The organism is Rhodococcus sp. C-2 (assembly GCF_027854095.1).
Taxonomy (GTDB): Bacteria; Actinomycetota; Actinomycetes; order Mycobacteriales; family Mycobacteriaceae; genus Rhodococcus_F; species Rhodococcus_F qingshengii.
This window is the reverse complement of sequence record NZ_JAQGFI010000016.1, coordinates 1-16,686: the sequence shown is the minus strand read 5'-3', so window position 1 is coordinate 16,686 and position 16,686 is coordinate 1. Positions and strand designations below refer to the sequence as shown.

Sequence of the window (16,686 nt, the reverse complement as noted above, 5' to 3'; positions counted from 1 at the left end):
CTCAAATTAACTCAGTGATTATTGACTCAATGAGTATTGAGCAAAAGTTCTCGCTGGAACAGCGGTCCGCCTTCTACGGCGCCCTGGCCGATCCGGCACGGTTGTCGATCGTGGACATGCTCGTCCTCGGCGACGCATCGCCGTCGGAACTGCAACGCCGACTCTCCATCTCCTCGAATCTGCTCGCCCACCACCTCGGGGTCCTCGAACGCGCTGGTCTCGTGCACCGATCGAGATCCGAAGGCGACAAGCGCCGTACCTACCTACGACTCGAGCCCACCGCGCTGGAGGTGCTCGTTCCTACCTCGTCGCCCTTGGCTGTGACGCGGATCGTGTTCGTGTGCACCCACAATTCCGCGCGCTCGCAACTGGCCGCGGCGTTGTGGAACAAGCAATCCCACATCCCGGCAGCATCGGCCGGCACCCACCCCGCTCCCCGAGTTCACAGTGGAGCCCTCGCCGCCGCCCGCCGCCACGACCTACCTCTCGACGCCACGCGCCCGGCCGATGTCGCCGATGTCCTCGCGCCCGGGGACATGGTCATCGCCGTGTGCGACAACGCCCACGAAGAAATGCGCGAAAACCCGAACTCTCTTCACTGGTCGATTCCGGACCCTGCCCGCACCGGTAGTGCCGCAGCGTTCGACCGAGCCTTCGACGACATCGACCACCGAGTCGCTCGACTCGCCCCCCATTGCCTCCCGAACGGAGAACTCTCATGACCGACAACCTCAGCACCACAACACATCACCGCGACGACCTGACCATCGATCAACGGTTAGCCCTCAAAAGCGCCGCCGCACACCTGGCCACGGAATTCACCGACGTCTTCAACACCGAAACCATCGAGCGTTTCCTGCATTCTTCCTACGACCAGTTCGCCGGCCGCGCCTCCGTCGTCAACTACCTCCCTCTCCTGGCCGAACGCTTCGCCCGGCAGCGACTACGCGCCCTGGCCAAGGTCGAAGGACTCTCCAACGACGGCAAACCCACCGTGTTGTTCTTGTGCACGCACAACGCCGGACGCTCCCAGATGGCCATGGGATTCTTCGAAAAACTCGCCGGGGAACGTGCCGTCGCATGGTCCGGCGGATCCGAACCCGGCACCAGCGTCAACGAAGCTGCCATCGAAGCAATGGCCGAACGTGGCATCGACATCAGCGGTGAATACCCCAAGCCATGGACTGACGAAGTGGTCCGCGCAGCGGACGTCGTCATCACGATGGGCTGCGGAGATGCATGCCCGATCTTCCCCGGACGCCGCTACGAAGAATGGGTCCTTCCCGACCCCGCAGGTCTCGGGGTCGACGCGATCCGCCCGATCCGTGACGAGATCGAACGGCGAGTACTCACATTGCTCGACGAGATCGACATCGCCGCCCAGCACTGATGCTCGTCGATGAATTCCTTGCGAAGAAGGTCTCTCATGTTCATTCCGGCAGTGGTCACCGCTTTTGTGCACTGGCTTCGCAGCGGCTACCCGCAGGACGCACCGAGATACGGTCACAGCCCGCTACTGGCTCTGATGGATCAACGGTTCTCACCTGCGCAGATCAGTGAGATCGTGATCGCGCTCGACTGGGAGCCGGCCACCGAGGCCATCGACATCCAAGTGGCCATCACGGCTGTCGCACGGCGGATGCCCTCACCCGCCGATCTGAGTGCCGTATGCGCGGCCATCGAGAAATCCGCGTCCAGGGAAGGGGCCTTCCCGTGCTGCAGAACCAGAGGCGTGCCCCATGTTGCGAACTGATTTGATCGATGTCAATATTGATGTATGTCGAATCAAGATGTGGCGGAGACCGGCGCCTGTTGTTCGCCACTCAACCGTGAACCGTTGACCGAAGACTGGGCTGGTGATCTGGCCCGGATGTTCAAAGCGCTCGGCGATCCCGTCCGGCTGCGACTGCTGAGCCTGGTGGCCAGCCACGAGGGCGGTGAAGCCTGCGTCTGCGACATCTCCGACACCTTCGACTTGTCCCAGCCGACGATTTCGCATCACCTCAAGGTGTTGCGCCAGGCCGGACTCCTCGACTGCGAACGTCGCGGGACCTGGGTGTACTACTGGGTGATACCCGCAGCCCTGCAACAACTTTCCGCCGTTCTGCTCGTGGAAGCATCATCCACTGCCGCCGACGTCCCACAGGAGACCGCCGTATGAGCGCCCCGTCCAGTACCGAACACCCCGAAGTCGTCGGAAAACTCTCCACCCTCGACCGCTATCTGGCGGTCTGGATCGGCGTGGCCATGGTCGTCGGCCTGCTGGTTGGACGCTGGATCCCCGGCGTGAACACTGCCCTGGACAAGGTGCAGATCGACGGCATCTCGTTACCGATCGCCCTCGGCCTGCTGATCATGATGTACCCGGTGTTGGCGAAAGTTCGCTACGACCGCCTCGACACTGTCACCGGGGACAAGAAACTCCTCGCCGGCTCCCTGTTCCTGAACTGGGTTCTCGGCCCGGCGCTGATGTTCGCCCTCGCCTGGCTGTTTCTGCCTGACCTGCCGGAATACCGAACCGGTTTGATCATCGTCGGCATCGCTCGCTGCATCGCGATGGTGATCATCTGGAACGACCTGGCCTGCGGAGACCGCGAAGCCGCCGCGGTGCTGGTCGCCATCAACTCGGTGTTCCAGGTGATCATGTTCGCCGTGCTCGGTTGGTTCTACCTCTCGGTCCTGCCCGGGTGGCTCGGCCTCGAACAGACCACCATCGACACCTCGCCCTGGCAGATCGCGAAATCGGTCCTGATCTTCCTCGGTATCCCGCTGCTGGCAGGTTTTCTGTCCCGCTTCTTCGGTGAACGCGCCAAAGACCGCGACTGGTACGACAACAAGTTCATCCCCAAGATCAGCCCCTGGGCGCTCTACGGTCTGCTGTTCACCATCGTCGTGCTCTTCTCGATGCAGGGCGAACAGATCACCTCCCAGCCCTGGGACGTCGTCCGGATCGCGCTGCCCTTGCTCGCGTACTTCGCGCTCATGTGGGGCGGAGGCTACGTCCTCGGCGCCGCAATCGGATTGGGCTATGAACGCACGACGACCCTGGCGTTCACCGCCGCGGGCAACAACTTCGAACTCGCGATCGCCGTAGCCATCGCCACCTACGGCGCCACCTCGGGGCAAGCTCTTGCCGGCGTAGTCGGCCCGCTGATCGAGGTACCGGTGCTCGTCGGGCTGGTCTATGTCTCCCTTGCTCTACGCAAACGCTTCACACCCACTGACGGAAAGGTTTCAGCCCCATGACCGACAAGCCCAGCGTCCTGTTCGTCTGTGTCCACAACGCCGGCCGATCGCAGATGGCCGCGGGATTCCTGAGCCACCTCGCCGGCGATGCCATCGAGGTCCGCTCCGCCGGATCTGCCCCCGCGGAGACCATCAACTCCGCCGCGGTCGAGGCGATGGCCGAGCTCGGAATCGACATCTCTGCCCAGACCCCGAAGATCCTCACCACCGACGCCGTGCAGGATTCGGATGTCGTGATCACGATGGGATGCGGCGACACCTGCCCGATCTTCCCCGGCAAGAGCTACCGCGACTGGGTCCTCGACGATCCCGCCGGCCAAGGCATCGACGCGGTTCGCCCGATCCGCGACGAGATCAAAACCCGCGTCCAAGCCTTGATCAGCGAACTCACCGCCCCGTCGGTATCGCGCTGACCGCTCGTACTGCCCGTATTCGATCCCGTGAAAGAGACACTATGACCATCCCGTCCGCGGTCCATGACGTCATCATTGTCGGTTCCGGACCGGCCGGCTACACCGCTGGTGTCTACACCGCGCGCGCTGAGCTCGCGCCCCTGCTCTTCGAGGGAACCCAGTTCGGTGGCGCCCTCATGACCACCACCGAGGTCGAGAACTTCCCCGGATTCCGCGAAGGAATCATGGGCCCCGATCTGATGGAACAGATGCGCGAGCAGGCACTGCGCTTCGACACCGACATCCGCACCGAGGACGTCGAGGAGATCGATCTCAGCGGCCCGATCAAGACGGTCGTCGCGAACGGCGAAACCTACGCCGCGCACGCGATCATCCTCGCCATGGGCGCAGCAGCCCGCTACCTGGGCATTCCCGGTGAAGAACGCCTCCTCGGCCGCGGCGTCAGCGCCTGCGCCACCTGCGACGGCTTCTTCTTCCGTGACCAGGACATCGTCGTGGTCGGCGGCGGCGATTCCGCGATGGAAGAAGCAACCTTCCTCACCCGCTTCGCTCGCTCGGTCACCCTGGTGCACCGCCGCGAGGAGTTCCGCGCCTCACGGATCATGCTCGAGCGCGCCAAGGCCAACGAGAAGATCCGCTTCCTGACCAACGCAGAGCCCGTCGAGGTGCTCGGTGAGAACAGCGTCACCGGCCTCGTCGTGCGCGACACCGTCACCGGCGAAACTTCCACACTCGAGATCACCGGCATGTTCGTCGCCATCGGCCACGACCCGCGCAGTGAGCTCGTCAAGGACCAGGTCGATCTCGACGACGCCGGATACGTGCGCGTCGCTCCCGGTTCCACCGCGACCTCCGTCGACGGCGTCTTCGCTGCCGGTGACCTGGTCGATCACACGTACCGTCAGGCGATCACCGCTGCCGGCACCGGATGCTCCGCAGCAATCGACGCCGAACGCTGGCTGGCCGACCGCGGCGACATCACCGCCAACACGCTCGACGCAGCCGGCCACACCGTAGACGCCGTCTGACTCCCACACCCAGCGAAAGGAACTTCGATGAGCAAGCCTTCAGTGCTGTTCGTGTGCGTCAAGAACGGCGGCAAATCCCAGATGGCCGCCGGCCTCATGCGCAAAGCCGCCGGCGACCAGGTGGACGTGTACTCGGCCGGCACCAAACCCGGCGACGCGGTCAACGCCCTGTCCGCCGAAACGCTCCTCGAGGTCGGGGTGGACATCTCCGGTGAGACCCCGACGTTGATCGATCCGCAACTGGTGCGCAATGTCGACCTCGTCGTCACCCTGGGCAGCGAAGCGAAGGTCGATCCCGTCGCCGGTACCGACTTCGAGAACTGGGACACCGACGAGCCGTCCGAACGCGGCATCGACGGAATCGAACGAATGCGGCTGGTCCGCGACGACATCGCTGCCCGCGTCGACGCCCTGGCCGGGCGTCTGACCACGTAATCGACGTATCACCCCGGCTGTCAGCAGAAGATCTGGATAAGGAAAGGACACTCGTGCACTCGCAAGGGACACCGATCACGGTCGACGTTGTCGTGATCGGTGGTGGTCAAGCCGGAATGGCCGCCGGGTACTACCTGCGCCGCTCCGGCCGCGACTTCGTCATCCTCGACGCCGAAACAGCGCCCGGTGGATCCTGGCAGCACTACTGGGACTCACTGCACCTGTTCTCACCAGCCGAATACTCCTCGCTGCCCGGCTGGCCGATGCCGGGCTGGAGTCCCGGTTTCCCGCCCGCCTCACACGTCGTGGATTACCTCACCGCCTACGAGACCCGATACGACCTACCGGTCCGCCGCCCGGTCCGCGTCACGTCCGTGACCCGCTCCGGTGACGGGTATCTCGTCGAATCCGATCACGGCAGCTGGTCCGCGCGGGCCGTCGTCAACACCACCGGGACGTGGCGGCAACCATTCTGGCCGATCTACCCCGGTATCCGCGAGTTCACCGGCACCCAAATCCATACCACCAGCTACCGTTCGCCGACCCCGTTCGCCGGTAGCAAGGTCGCCGTGGTCGGCGGCGGAAACTCTGCCGCGCAGATCGTCGCCGAAGTCTCCACCGTCGCCGAGACACTCTGGCTGACGAGCCGGGAACCGCGGTTCCTGCCCGACGACGTCGACGGCCGGATCCTTTTCGACGTCGCCCGTGAACATGCCCGTGAAATCGCTTCAGGTGAAACCGATTCCGGTGGCATCGCCGGCCTCGGCGACATCGTGATGGTGCCCCCGGTCCAAGCCGCCCGCGAGCGCGGCGTGATGGTGGCGCACCCGATGTTCGACCGCCTCACCGCCACCGGATTGGGATTCGGCGATCACGTCGAACAGGTGGACGCCATTATCTGGTGCACCGGATTCCGCCCCGCGCTACGGCACCTTCAGCCCCTTGGACTCCGAGACGGCGACACCGGACGCATCGAACTCGACGGAGCGCACGTCGCCGGTGAACCCGGATTGATTTTCCTCGGATACGGCGACTGGACCGGTCCCGCATCGGCCACCCTGATCGGAGTCGGCCGCACCGCCCGCGACGCCATCACCGCACTCGACGACGACCTCTTCACAGTCCCGGCCATCTGAGCAACATCCGAAACAAAACAGAGGACACATCATGAGCACCATCGAAGTATTCGAACCCGCCCTGTGCTGCAACACCGGCGTCTGCGGCGACGACGTCGACCAAGCGCTGATCACCTTCACCGCCGACCTCGACTGGGTCGCGAGCAACGGCGGCACCATCACCCGTCACAACCTCGCCAACGACCCCCTTGCCTTCGCCGGAAACGACACCGTCGCAGCATTCCTCAAAATCTCAGGCTCCGAAGGACTCCCGCTGGCGATCGTCGACGGAGTCACCGCCCTGACCGGTACTTATCCCACCCGCAACCAGCTCGCGAAATGGGCCGGCATCACCGAAGCCGGAGCCGCGGACGCGCCGGCCGGGATCGCCATGCTCGGACTCGCCGACGGCTCAGCATGCTGCTCCACCGACGACGCCGACTCCACCACCTGCTGCTGAAAGCACCCACAACGCAATGAAGTTCCTGAACGATGCACCCCGATTCCTGTTCTTCACCGGCAAAGGCGGTGTCGGAAAGACCTCCATCGCCTGCGCGAGCGCGATCACCCTCGCCCGCGCCGGGAAGAAAGTGCTGCTCGTGAGCACCGATCCCGCCTCCAACGTCGGGCAGGTCTTCGGCGTGAGCATCGGCAACACCATCACCGACATTCCCGCCGCTCCCGGATTGTCGGCGCTCGAGATCAACCCGGAACAAGCCGCCGCCGCCTATCGCGAGCGGATCATCGGCCCCGTCCGCGGACTGCTCCCCGAGAAGGAGATCGCGGCGATCGCCGAACAGCTCTCTGGGTCCTGCACCACCGAAATAGCGTCGTTCAACGAGTTCACCGGACTGCTCTCCTGCCAAGGCGACATCACCGCCGACTTCGACCATGTCCTCTTCGACACCGCTCCGACGGGGCACACCATCCGGCTGCTGCAGCTTCCCGGATCGTGGACCGAGTTCCTCGACGACGGTAGGGGCGACGCATCGTGCCTGGGGCCGCTGTCCGGGCTCGAGAAGCAGCGAGCCATCTACGCTGACGCTGTTGCCGCGCTCGCAGATCCGCAGCGGACCCGCCTCGTCCTGGTCTCGCGCGCCCAGCGTTCGACGCTCGCCGAAATTACCCGCACCCACCGCGAACTCGCCGACATCGGACTGACCCATCAGCATGTCGTGATCAACGGTGTCCTCCCGGCACCGGGCGACGACACCGATCCACTCGCGACCGCGATCTACCGGCGTGAACAAGCCGCGATAGCCGGCCTGCCCGACGAATTGGCGCAGCTGCCCACCGATCAGGTCCCGCTCAAAGCGACCAATATCGTCGGCATCGACGCACTCGAAAGCCTCTTCACCCCCGACCTCAGCCCGGTATCCGCCGCCTCAGCGGACCCGGCCCTGCAGCTACCCAGTGCTCCGCTCTCATCCCTGATCGACGAACTCGACACCGACGATCACGGCCTGATCATGTGCATGGGCAAAGGCGGAGTCGGCAAGACCACCATCGCAGCCGCCATCGCTGTCGCCCTCGCCGAACGCGGCCACCAGGTGCACCTGACCACCACCGACCCGGCCGCACATCTGACAGAAACCTTGAACGGGGAACTCGACAACCTCCAGGTCTCCCGAATCGACCCCGCCGAAGCCACCGAGCAGTACCGCACCCGGGTTCTGACCACCAAAGGCAAGAACCTCGACGAACGCGGACGCGCGAACCTCGCCGAAGACCTCCGATCACCCTGCACCGAGGAAGTGGCGGTCTTTCAGGCGTTTTCGCGGGTGATTCACGAATCGAGCCGCAAATTCGTCGTCGTCGACACCGCCCCGACCGGGCACACTTTGTTGTTGCTCGACGCCACCGGCTCCTACCACCGGGAAATCGCCCGCCAAATGGGTGAGAACACGAACTTCACCACCCCGCTCATGCGGCTCCAGGACCCGAACGCCACGAAAGTCCTACTCGTGACCCTCGCTGAAACCACACCTGTCCTCGAGGCCGCCGGTCTGCAAGCCGACCTGCAACGCGCAGGCATTCACCCTTGGGCGTGGGTGGTCAACAACTCCCTCGCGGCAGCCGAACCGACCTCGACGCTCCTGCAGCAACGCGCAGCCGGAGAGATCACCGAAATCGACAGCATCACAAACAAATACAGCCAGCGAACCGCCATCGTCCCGATGCTCGCCGAAGAACCCGTCGGCACAGATGCATTGGCGGCGTTGAGTAAGGCCTGACGGGAGTAGGAATCGACTTCTGGCTGGTCATTTTCGTTGGCTGGATATGGTGGCGACGGCTTCTCTCGCCGCGCTCCGGTATGCCGTGATCCGGGGTCGGACCACACGACTCTCGGTGATACACACTCGCCAGGAAGACAACAGCATCTCGGTTTCCCCTCTGCGGTCAATGACCGACGGTACACAAGCTCGCCGGAGTAACCGTGCGCGTCACCGATGCCGGCGGAACCAATGTTGTTGAGATCGACATGCTGGTGACCGCTGATGCTATCGCCGAAGCCCGGGATTGAAGTGACCCGAACTCCCGGGGCTTTGCTTTGCGATGTGCGACTATAAGTTCATGCTCGATCCGGGCGCAAAGGGCAGTGACGTAGTGGTGATACCGCAACGAACTTTATGGTGGGCGGTCGACGAGCTCTGCCGTGCGTTGCCGCACGAGGTGCTTCGAAAACTGAAAGTGAGATCGGGCGAGGACCTAGCCGCCATTTCAACGACTGCATTCCTAGCCTGTGCGCCGACTAGCGTTGATTGTGCTGGCGAACCAGACTTGATCTTCGATCTTTCGCATTCGAAATCGGAGCGCAGCCCCATATCGTCGATGGGTTTGGCGAATAAGAGGTTTGCGGACTTCGAAGTGAAATCGATTGGTCTTTGGTACCGAAAGTTTGACGCCACGATTGATCAATCCCTTGGGCGTGGCGAAATTCCGATGGTGACGACGTTCACCGCAGCTGTTACGACTGTAAACGAGGTCCTGGCAGGTGAAGGCCTCAATCAGATTGATCGCGCGCTCCGCCAACTAAACAAGAAAGTGAGGGTTGCGCACTCGAAGAACATATTTCTGATTGCCCATCCCTTTGACTATCCCGTCGTTGAAATGGACGTTGCTCCTATCGTGGCACACCTTCTGAACCCACTGGACGGGATTGTTGGCGTAGACACCGTCTGGGTGATGTGGCCGGATGTCTTCTTTGTGATGTGGTCATCCCACAATGCCCGGTGGGTGAATCTGTTGTTTGACTCTCGAGAACAGAGCAAGGATCACTCATCTGCTTGGGACGACCTCGAGTTGCTGCAGCAAGTCCAAGTTGAGTTTCAGCGTCGTATCGACGGTGAAACGAACTCTCCGTACATATTTCGACTTGAGTAACGGGTTGTTTGAGGTGTTGTGGGTCGGCGAGCTCAAGAGCTGACAGCCAAGCCCGGACATCGTTTGCGGTCTATCCGCTTTTTAGCGTGGCGTTTCGCAGGTTTGACTTCTTGTGTGCAGATGCCGGCCCGAAAAGATGTCGTAGAGGTCGGCATGCTGGGGACCGCTGATCGGAGGTCGAAATCGCGGTCTTGTAGCCACCTTTCCTTCGCCTGTCTGCGGTGGTGCCGGCGGCCGGTGAGGTAGTGGTTTCTCACGTCCCCGGCACAGGGTGCGCCGGGGACGTGAGAAACGATTCTAGCGCCTATTTGTGCAGGTCAACCTATATAATTGGGGAGTCTAATTCGGTAGCGGACCTGACCAGTTCGCTCGATTCTGGAGGATTCCTGTGGCTGATTTGGCTACTGCTGTGACTGTGTTGGATGCGAATGGGCGGGCGGGTGTGCCGTCGTTGTTGATTTCGGGTCCGGGTATGGGCAAGTCGAGTTTGGTTCGTGGGTTGGCTGCGGCGGATGGGGTGTTGTGCAAGACGGTGTTGGGGTCGTTGCGTGAGCCGTCGGATTTCGCGGGGTTGCCGGTGGTGCGGGAGCACGGTGTGGCGTTGGAGGCTCCGGCGTGGGCGAAGGAGTTGGTTGCCGGTGGTGGTGGGTATCTGTTTTTGGACGAGTTGACGACGAGTCCGCCTGCTGTGCAGGCGGCGATGTTGGCGGTGGCGTTGGATTTGACTGTCGGTGATGTGCAGTTGCCGAAGGGGACTCGGGTGATTGCGGGGGCGAATCCTCCGGATTGCGCTGCTGGTGGGTACGAGTTGGAAGCGCCGTTGGCGAATCGGTTCTGCCATGTGGAGTTCACGCCGTCTGTGGATGAGTGGTTGGACGGTATGGCGACGGGGTGGGGTGCGCCGCCTGCCTCGCGTGCGGTGGCCACCGATGAGCAGCGGGTTGCGTTGGTGCGCAGTTCGATCACCGGCTTTGTGCAGCGCAATCCTGATGCGTTGGATGCGTTTCCGTCGTCGGCTGCGCAGACCGGTGGTGCGTGGCCGTCGCGTCGTACGTGGTCGATGTTGGCGGCGGTGTTGCCGCATTTGCGGGAGGACGACAACGCGGCGATCAACACGGCGGTGTTCGGGTTGATCGGTGAGGGCGCGGGCGTGGAGTTCTTGGAGTGGCGGCGTAGCGCGGATCTTCCCGATCCGGTTGCGGTGGTGGAGAATCCCGATTCGGCGTTCGATTGGCAGTCGCGTCCTGATCTGGTGTGGGCGGTGCTGTCCGGTGTCACGGCGTGGGCGGTGGGACGGGGCACGGTGGAGGCCTGGCGCAGTGCGTGGGGTCCGCTGATCGCGGCTGCGGAGGCGGGCGCACCGGACGTGGCGGGCGCGGCGGCGCGCACGCTGGCGAAGGCGCGACCGGCGAAGGCGACTGTCCCGGCGTCTGCTCGTCGGTTCGCGCCGATGTTGACCGCTGCGGGTCTGATGGAGGCGGCAGCATGAGCGGGGTTCGGGCGCTCGCGCCGGATGAGTTGCGGGCGTTTCGCCTGGCACGACTGGTTTCTGCCGAGCAGATGCCGTATTTCATGCGGGCGTTGTTCGCGGCGCAGCCTGTTGCTGCACCGGGGTTGGGCACGTTCGCGGTGGATGCGCAGTGGCGGCTGTATCTAGATCCGGCGTTGTTGGTGGGGGCGGGTGCGTGGCCGGTGCCGGTGGCGGGTGCGGTGTTGTTGCACGAGGTCGGGCACTTGCTGCGGGCGCACGGTGTGCGGGGGCAGTCCTTGCCGAAGCCGGTGCAGCACGTGGCGTGGAATTACGCGGCGGACGCGGAAATCAACGACGACTTGCTGGCGGCGGGCGTCGGGTTACCGGACGGGGTGATCACTCCACAATCGTTCGGGTGCGAGGACGGCGGAATCGCAGAGGACTACTACACGCACCTGATCGATCCGGCTACGGGACAACAGTTTCCAGACGACGACGACGTGGGTTGCGGATCCGGTGCGGGATGCGCGCCGGTGCCGGGGGAGTTGGGCGCGGCAGCGGGGGAGGTCGCGGACGGGTTGGACGGCGCGGAAGCGGATCTGGTTCGCCGTCATGTGGCGCGGGCGGTGCAGGCGGCGCAGGGGAAGGGGCGCGGGATGCCGCCGCAAGGGTTGGCGCGTTGGGCTGGTGAGGTTCTCACGCCGCCGACCGTGCCGTGGGATCGGGTGTTGCGTGCGGTGATCCGGCGAGCGCTGGCGGATCAGTCGGGGCGGACGAACTACAGCTATGCGCGTCCGTCGCGGCGCAGCCTGCCGGGGATCGTGGCCCCGGCGATGCGGGGTCCGTCGATCACGGTGTCGATTGTGATCGACACGTCGGGGTCCATGTCGGCGGGTGATCTGTCGGCGGCGATGGGTGAGGTGGCGGGTGTGCTGCGGGCGGGCGGTGTGGCGCGGGAGCGGGTACGGATTCTCTCGTGCGATGCGGCATCGACGTCTGCGCAGGCGGTGCGGTCGGTGGCCGATGTGGTGTTGGTGGGCGGCGGCGGTACGGATATGCGCGTCGGGATCGATGCGGCGAACGCGGCCCGTCCTGCCCCGCACGTGGTGATCGTGTTGACGGACGGGGATACGCCGTGGCCGGATCGGCCGTCGCGGGCGTATCTGGTGTGCGCGGTGATCGGCAACGACGCCGCACTGTCTCGGACCCCGGACTGGGCGTCGAGTGTGCAGATCCCGGTCGGTGCGTTGTGAACGCGGTGAGCGGTGATCTGTTGCGGTACGCGCAGCAGGTGTTGACGGGTACCGGTCACGAGCCCGCTCAGGTGGCGAGCGTGGTCGTCGGTACCGGCGAGGATGCGGCGGCGCGGGCCTTGCGTGCGGGGTGGGAGTGCGCTGCGAATCCGGTGGTCCTGGCGTGCGAACAGGCGGAGGACGTGTCGTGAGCGTGGAATGGTTCGATCTGGCTCAGCGTCTCTATGCCGCCGAAACGGGGCGCCCCGTTGCTCGGCTCGCACACACTACGTTCACCCCGTCAGCGTCGGCGCTGGCGGTGCGGGCGACGGTACGCGGCGGCAGTGTGAGCGTGTCCGCTGCGGCGTTCGGTGGAGGTGAGGAAACCGCGTGCGACGAGGCAGGGTTGGCGTTGCTGGCACGGTTGGGCGGCACGCTGGCGGCGGATACCCCGGCGATGTTGCTCACCGACGACGGCGGCACGATTCCGGCGCTGGTGGGGTTGGCGCGGGCGCACGCTCACCACAGTGACCCGAACATCTCTGGTAGTGCCGCGATGGTGGGGTGGTGGGCGGATCGGGCGGATCATCCCGGCACGTCGGCGGCGGTGAATCTTCCGGCCGCGTCCAGTGCCCGCTACGTGCTCGGAGTGGTGCCGGAAGCGCAGCGGTCGGCGCGGGTGTGGCGGACGTGGTTGCAGATCGCGGACGAGAGTGTCGCCGGGATGCACGAGTGGGCGCGTGCGATCGGCAGTGGCCGGTTGTTGCCGCTGCTCGCTGCGATCGGTGAAGACGACGCGTATTCGTTTTCTCGGGCGCAGTCTGCACTGGTGGACGGTCACGACTGGTCGCGTCCCGACAACACGGCTAGCGCCGCGATGGGCCTGCGAAGTCGTTGTGACGCAGCAGATGTGATGTCATCAGCCTTGCTCGATGATCCGATGTGGCGCGAGCGCGCACTGCACACCGGTCACGTCGCGGTGGGTGTGGCATCGATGACGCCGCCACCGAAAGGTTCACGTCGGCGCAACGGGTCGCTGTCGGTGACGTGTGAGCGTCTGGATTCACGGCTGCGGGTCGGATCTGCTGTCACCGGGTGGGTCGGTACACCGCGACGGCGTCCGTTCGAGCAGTTCACTGTCGAGGTCACTAAGGCCGAGGTTGTCGGCGGGAAGTTGGTGCTCGGACTCGGTTCGGTGGGGATGTATGCGCCGCCGAGTGGGGCGTCGGTGGTGTTGATGCCGCGAGCGGCGTCGCCGCACACGATGCGCGCTGGTCGTGGCCGGTACTGGCGGCTCTACCGAGGGCGGCGGTCCTGGCTTTCGACGGGGCAGACACCCGTCCCTTCCCGGCGTGAAGTGCCGTTGGACGTGCTCATAGCGGGCGCAGAGGAATAGCACCGGCAGCATACCTGCCTTAGGTAAATAGCCAGTTCAGAGACTTTTTTCAGGAAAGGTTTGATTCGTCATGCGCATTACTGCCTCGTCGTCGGATATTGCTGCCCCCTCCGGCCCGGTGCCGTCGTCGTCCCGTATGTCCGTCCCGTCGCTGGCGGGGTGGCCGGGGTCGGAGATCATGGCCGACCCGATCACGGCGCGTGTGCTGTTTTCGGTGTGGTCGGGTGATCCTGCGGTGGTGGTGCCGTCCCCTCCCGGTGCGGGCAAGACCCGATTGGTTGCACTGCTGGCTGCGGCGTTGGCGCACCGGGCGGATCTGCGGGTGGGGATCGCGGCGCAGACCCGCGAACAGGCGGTGGAGATTGCACGCCGTTTGGGAGCACTCACCGATCGCGCCGCCTTGATGTGGAAGGCGAAGGCACCGGCACCGGATAGCGGCGGCACGCCGGTGGTGTCGGGGCAGAAAGTGCGCTGGCAGGGCGACGTTGGGGCAATTCTGATCGGTACGACGGCGCGATGGTTGTTCTCGGACCCGGACCGAGTCGGTGCGGACGTGTTGATCGTGGACGAGTCGTGGCAATGCACCTACGCCGATCTGGGAGCGCTGGGAGCCATGGCGAAACAGGTGGTGTGCGTCGGTGATCCCGGACAGATCGACCCGGTGGTGACCGGCGATGTATCTCGTTGGGAGGGAAGCGAAACCGCACCCGATCTACCCGCCCCGATTGCACTGTTGGCTGCGCACGGCGATGCGGTGGGGATGGTGCGGTTGGCGCACACCTGGCGACTCGGACCCGACACCACAGCGCTGATTGCGCCACTGTTCTACCCCGATCTGCCGTTCACCTCCAAGCGGCCCCCGGAACACCTCACCGATTCGAGCGGCGCTGTGTGGCCCGAATTGGCGCACCGCCCGATCACAGCCTGCGGAGGCCCGTCCGATCCGGCCCTGGTGACCGCATGCGCTGCGCGGGTGCGGGAACTACTGGCAGCGGATCTGGTCACCACCACAGGCCAGCGGTCAATGACGGCCGCCGACGTGGCCGTGGTGGTCCCGCACGTGACTCAGGCTGCGGCAATCCGTGCCCTACTGAGCGAGCACCCCGACGTACTGGTCGGCACCGCCAACTCATTGCAAGGCCTCGAGCGTCCTGCCGTCGTGGTGCTGCACCCGTTGGCGGGATACCGGACCGCCGAACCCTTCAACCTCGATGCGGGCCGCGCCTGCGTGATGCTCTCGCGTCACCGCGCCCACATGTCCGTCGTCATCGACGACACGACCCTGAGCGTCCTTGCACACGGTGCGCCGTCGCCCGCGCTCGAGGTCCAGACCGGCCTGTTGGCCGCGCTGCACAGCACCCCCGCTGTGTAGTTCAACCGAAAAAGAAAGGGACACAACAAATGTCCGAAACAACGAAGATCGAATACCGTGCACGCGTCTGGGAAGGAATAGACACATTCGATGCAGTCGCGGCATCGACAGCGGGCGGCAGCAAGCGCGATGACTTCCGCTACGAGCAAGACCCAGAGTCGCAGATCCACGACAACGGCGTCCGCGCTGTGCGGGCAGCAGACGGCATGATCGCGTATGCCCGCCGCTGCGGCACCGGCACCGAAGAATTGCCCACCGTGTTCGCGGACTTCCTCTCCGATGCACACCACCTGGCCGACGCGTTGGGCGTCGATTGGGATGAAGCCACACGCAATGGGGAGGGGCATTACACCGCCGAGTTGTACGGCACCGAGTAATCGGGGCACTGACGGTCGGACAGTCCACGGACGTTCGGCCGGCAGTCCCCGGCACCGGGAGTGCCAGGGACTTGGAGAGCAGCTCTCCCTTGCTATTTGCCCTTCCGTCTGGTTTCCAAAGACGTTGTTATGCAGACTATTTCGGGTTTCGCGAAGGTGAAAAGTCTGATAGATTCGACCTTGTCCAAAGCGCAACATTTCGGGCTGGTCTGACCATCTAGCCCGCTCATCCCGTGAAGGGGAGTTTCCAACATGTCTGTTATTGATTCTGTCGCGGCCATCGCACAATTGGGTGCCGACCACTCGTCTCGGCCCGGAGCCTTTGTAGATTTGCTCGACAAGGCACTATGCCCGGATTTCGGAGATGAGGCTCTTGCCGATCCGTTGGTTCCAGGCTTCCCCCCGGAGGGTGCCTGGGTAGAAGTCAGCGCTGAGAGTGGCACTGTGCGTAGAGGATGGTTCTCCGTGGACCCGAATATATCCACAGAGGATCAGGCGCACGTGAGTGTCATCTGGGTTGGTGCAGAGGAAGGGCAAGGGGTAATCGAGAGCTGGTCGGGTACCGCTACTTCTGAGCAGGTAGTCCAGTTCGGCCAGCCGTTCGAGGCCCCTCCTTTGTGGTTGAGGGCGTATGTGGGGCTGCTACGCGAGCGGGCTGCAGTGAGTGCGGAGATAGAATCGGCACAGAAAGTCACGGAAGAATTACGAAATGATCTGGCGAACCAGCGCGCAGCGCTACAGCGCGAGCGAGAGGAGCGGAGCCGTTGGGTTGATTCGCTGGTAGAAGATGCTTGCGAATGGGCAGACAGCAATAGCTTATGCGGAGAGTTCGAAAACTTCATGAGCGAGCACGATCTTCCGGGTCGTGAACGTGACCACGAAGTTGAAGTGACTGTGACCGCCAGCGTGACCGTGACCGTATCGGCGCGCAGCGCTGACGGTGCCCGAGAATCGTTGGATACCAGTGATGTTCGTGACGCAATTTCGAACGACCTCGGATACATCAATTTTGACTGGGAACTCGCTGACTGATTCTTTGATCGAAGGGTGGTGGTCGGGCAGCGCGCAGCGCGGCCCGGCACCGCCGGTCAAACTGATCGGCGTGAGTGGGAAAGCGAACCGGGCGCGCAGCGCCGGTTGTGTTCTGTCAACTGCCCGCCCTGGCGGGCAGGCTTTTCTGGAATGCGGGCGCAGCCCGCATTGGAGGCGCAGACGGG

19 protein-coding genes are annotated in these 16,686 nt (G+C 64.1%); all 19 read left to right on the top strand.

Annotation, left to right across the window (positions count from 1 at the left end; translation table 11 throughout):
* Positions 1-29 precede the first annotated feature (29 nt).
* The 19 genes from PCS43_RS28270 to PCS43_RS28180 all read left to right on the top strand — a co-directional run bounded on the left by PCS43_RS28270 (position 30) and on the right by PCS43_RS28180 (position 16,501).
* A complete protein-coding gene (locus PCS43_RS28270; protein WP_270923151.1) occupies positions 30-722 on the top strand; it encodes an arsenate reductase/protein-tyrosine-phosphatase family protein in 693 nt (230 codons plus the stop codon).
* The gene (locus tag PCS43_RS28265; RefSeq protein ID WP_011331629.1) at positions 719-1,390 is read left to right on the top strand and encodes an arsenate reductase ArsC; all 672 of its coding nucleotides are present in this window, start codon (positions 719-721) and stop codon (positions 1,388-1,390) included. The genes PCS43_RS28270 and PCS43_RS28265 overlap by 4 nt, the downstream gene beginning before the upstream one ends.
* A gap of 36 nt (positions 1,391-1,426) precedes the next feature.
* Positions 1,427-1,753: a DUF3349 domain-containing protein gene (locus PCS43_RS28260; protein ID WP_270923150.1), complete on the top strand. Its 327-nt coding sequence runs from the start codon at positions 1,427-1,429 to the stop codon at positions 1,751-1,753.
* Positions 1,754-1,777: 24 nt separating this feature from the next.
* Complete coding sequence (locus PCS43_RS28255) at positions 1,778-2,161, top strand: ArsR/SmtB family transcription factor (protein WP_037131620.1); 384 nt, start codon at positions 1,778-1,780, stop codon at positions 2,159-2,161.
* On the top strand, positions 2,158-3,246 hold the full coding sequence (gene arsB, locus PCS43_RS28250; protein ID WP_003944591.1) for an ACR3 family arsenite efflux transporter: 1,089 nt from the start codon (positions 2,158-2,160) through the stop codon (positions 3,244-3,246). Before PCS43_RS28255 ends, arsB begins: the two co-directional genes overlap by 4 nt.
* Positions 3,243-3,659 carry an arsenate reductase ArsC gene (locus tag PCS43_RS28245; protein ID WP_003944644.1) on the top strand — a complete coding sequence of 139 codons (417 nt, stop codon included), beginning with the start codon at positions 3,243-3,245 and terminating at the stop codon, positions 3,657-3,659. Before arsB ends, PCS43_RS28245 begins: the two co-directional genes overlap by 4 nt.
* 41 nt (positions 3,660-3,700) lie before the next feature.
* Positions 3,701-4,687, top strand: a complete 987-nt coding sequence (trxB, locus tag PCS43_RS28240; protein WP_003944628.1) for a thioredoxin-disulfide reductase — start codon at positions 3,701-3,703, stop codon at positions 4,685-4,687.
* A gap of 27 nt (positions 4,688-4,714) precedes the next feature.
* The gene (locus PCS43_RS28235; RefSeq protein WP_003944607.1) at positions 4,715-5,122 is read left to right on the top strand and encodes an arsenate-mycothiol transferase ArsC; all 408 of its coding nucleotides are present in this window, start codon (positions 4,715-4,717) and stop codon (positions 5,120-5,122) included.
* Positions 5,123-5,175: 53 nt separating this feature from the next.
* A complete protein-coding gene (locus PCS43_RS28230; protein ID WP_003944597.1) occupies positions 5,176-6,258 on the top strand; it encodes an ArsO family NAD(P)H-dependent flavin-containing monooxygenase in 1,083 nt (360 codons plus the stop codon).
* A gap of 31 nt (positions 6,259-6,289) precedes the next feature.
* Positions 6,290-6,697, top strand: a complete 408-nt coding sequence (gene arsD / locus PCS43_RS28225) for an arsenite efflux transporter metallochaperone ArsD (RefSeq protein ID WP_003944649.1) — start codon at positions 6,290-6,292, stop codon at positions 6,695-6,697.
* A gap of 16 nt (positions 6,698-6,713) precedes the next feature.
* The gene (arsA, locus tag PCS43_RS28220; RefSeq protein WP_003944661.1) at positions 6,714-8,471 is read left to right on the top strand and encodes an arsenical pump-driving ATPase; all 1,758 of its coding nucleotides are present in this window, start codon (positions 6,714-6,716) and stop codon (positions 8,469-8,471) included.
* A gap of 340 nt (positions 8,472-8,811) precedes the next feature.
* Positions 8,812-9,621 (top strand): hypothetical protein, encoded by an 810-nt coding sequence (locus PCS43_RS28215; protein WP_128638076.1) that lies wholly within the window; start codon positions 8,812-8,814, stop codon positions 9,619-9,621.
* A 388-nt stretch (positions 9,622-10,009) separates the two neighbouring features.
* Complete coding sequence (locus tag PCS43_RS28210) at positions 10,010-11,110, top strand: ATPase AAA (RefSeq protein WP_042926277.1); 1,101 nt, start codon at positions 10,010-10,012, stop codon at positions 11,108-11,110.
* The gene (locus PCS43_RS28205; RefSeq protein WP_270923149.1) at positions 11,107-12,345 is read left to right on the top strand and encodes a vWA domain-containing protein; all 1,239 of its coding nucleotides are present in this window, start codon (positions 11,107-11,109) and stop codon (positions 12,343-12,345) included. The genes PCS43_RS28210 and PCS43_RS28205 overlap by 4 nt, the downstream gene beginning before the upstream one ends.
* Positions 12,342-12,536, top strand: coding sequence for a hypothetical protein (locus tag PCS43_RS28200; RefSeq protein WP_270923148.1), 195 nt, complete (start codon positions 12,342-12,344; stop codon positions 12,534-12,536). The genes PCS43_RS28205 and PCS43_RS28200 overlap by 4 nt, the downstream gene beginning before the upstream one ends.
* On the top strand, positions 12,533-13,720 hold the full coding sequence (locus PCS43_RS28195; RefSeq protein ID WP_270923147.1) for a hypothetical protein: 1,188 nt from the start codon (positions 12,533-12,535) through the stop codon (positions 13,718-13,720). The genes PCS43_RS28200 and PCS43_RS28195 overlap by 4 nt, the downstream gene beginning before the upstream one ends.
* Positions 13,721-13,790: 70 nt before the next feature.
* On the top strand, positions 13,791-15,092 hold the full coding sequence (locus tag PCS43_RS28190; protein ID WP_270923146.1) for an AAA family ATPase: 1,302 nt from the start codon (positions 13,791-13,793) through the stop codon (positions 15,090-15,092).
* A 29-nt stretch (positions 15,093-15,121) separates the two neighbouring features.
* The gene (locus PCS43_RS28185) at positions 15,122-15,469 is read left to right on the top strand and encodes a hypothetical protein (RefSeq protein ID WP_270923145.1); all 348 of its coding nucleotides are present in this window, start codon (positions 15,122-15,124) and stop codon (positions 15,467-15,469) included.
* Positions 15,470-15,721: 252 nt separating this feature from the next.
* Positions 15,722-16,501, top strand: a complete 780-nt coding sequence (locus tag PCS43_RS28180) for a hypothetical protein (protein WP_270923144.1) — start codon at positions 15,722-15,724, stop codon at positions 16,499-16,501.
* Positions 16,502-16,686 lie beyond the last annotated feature (185 nt).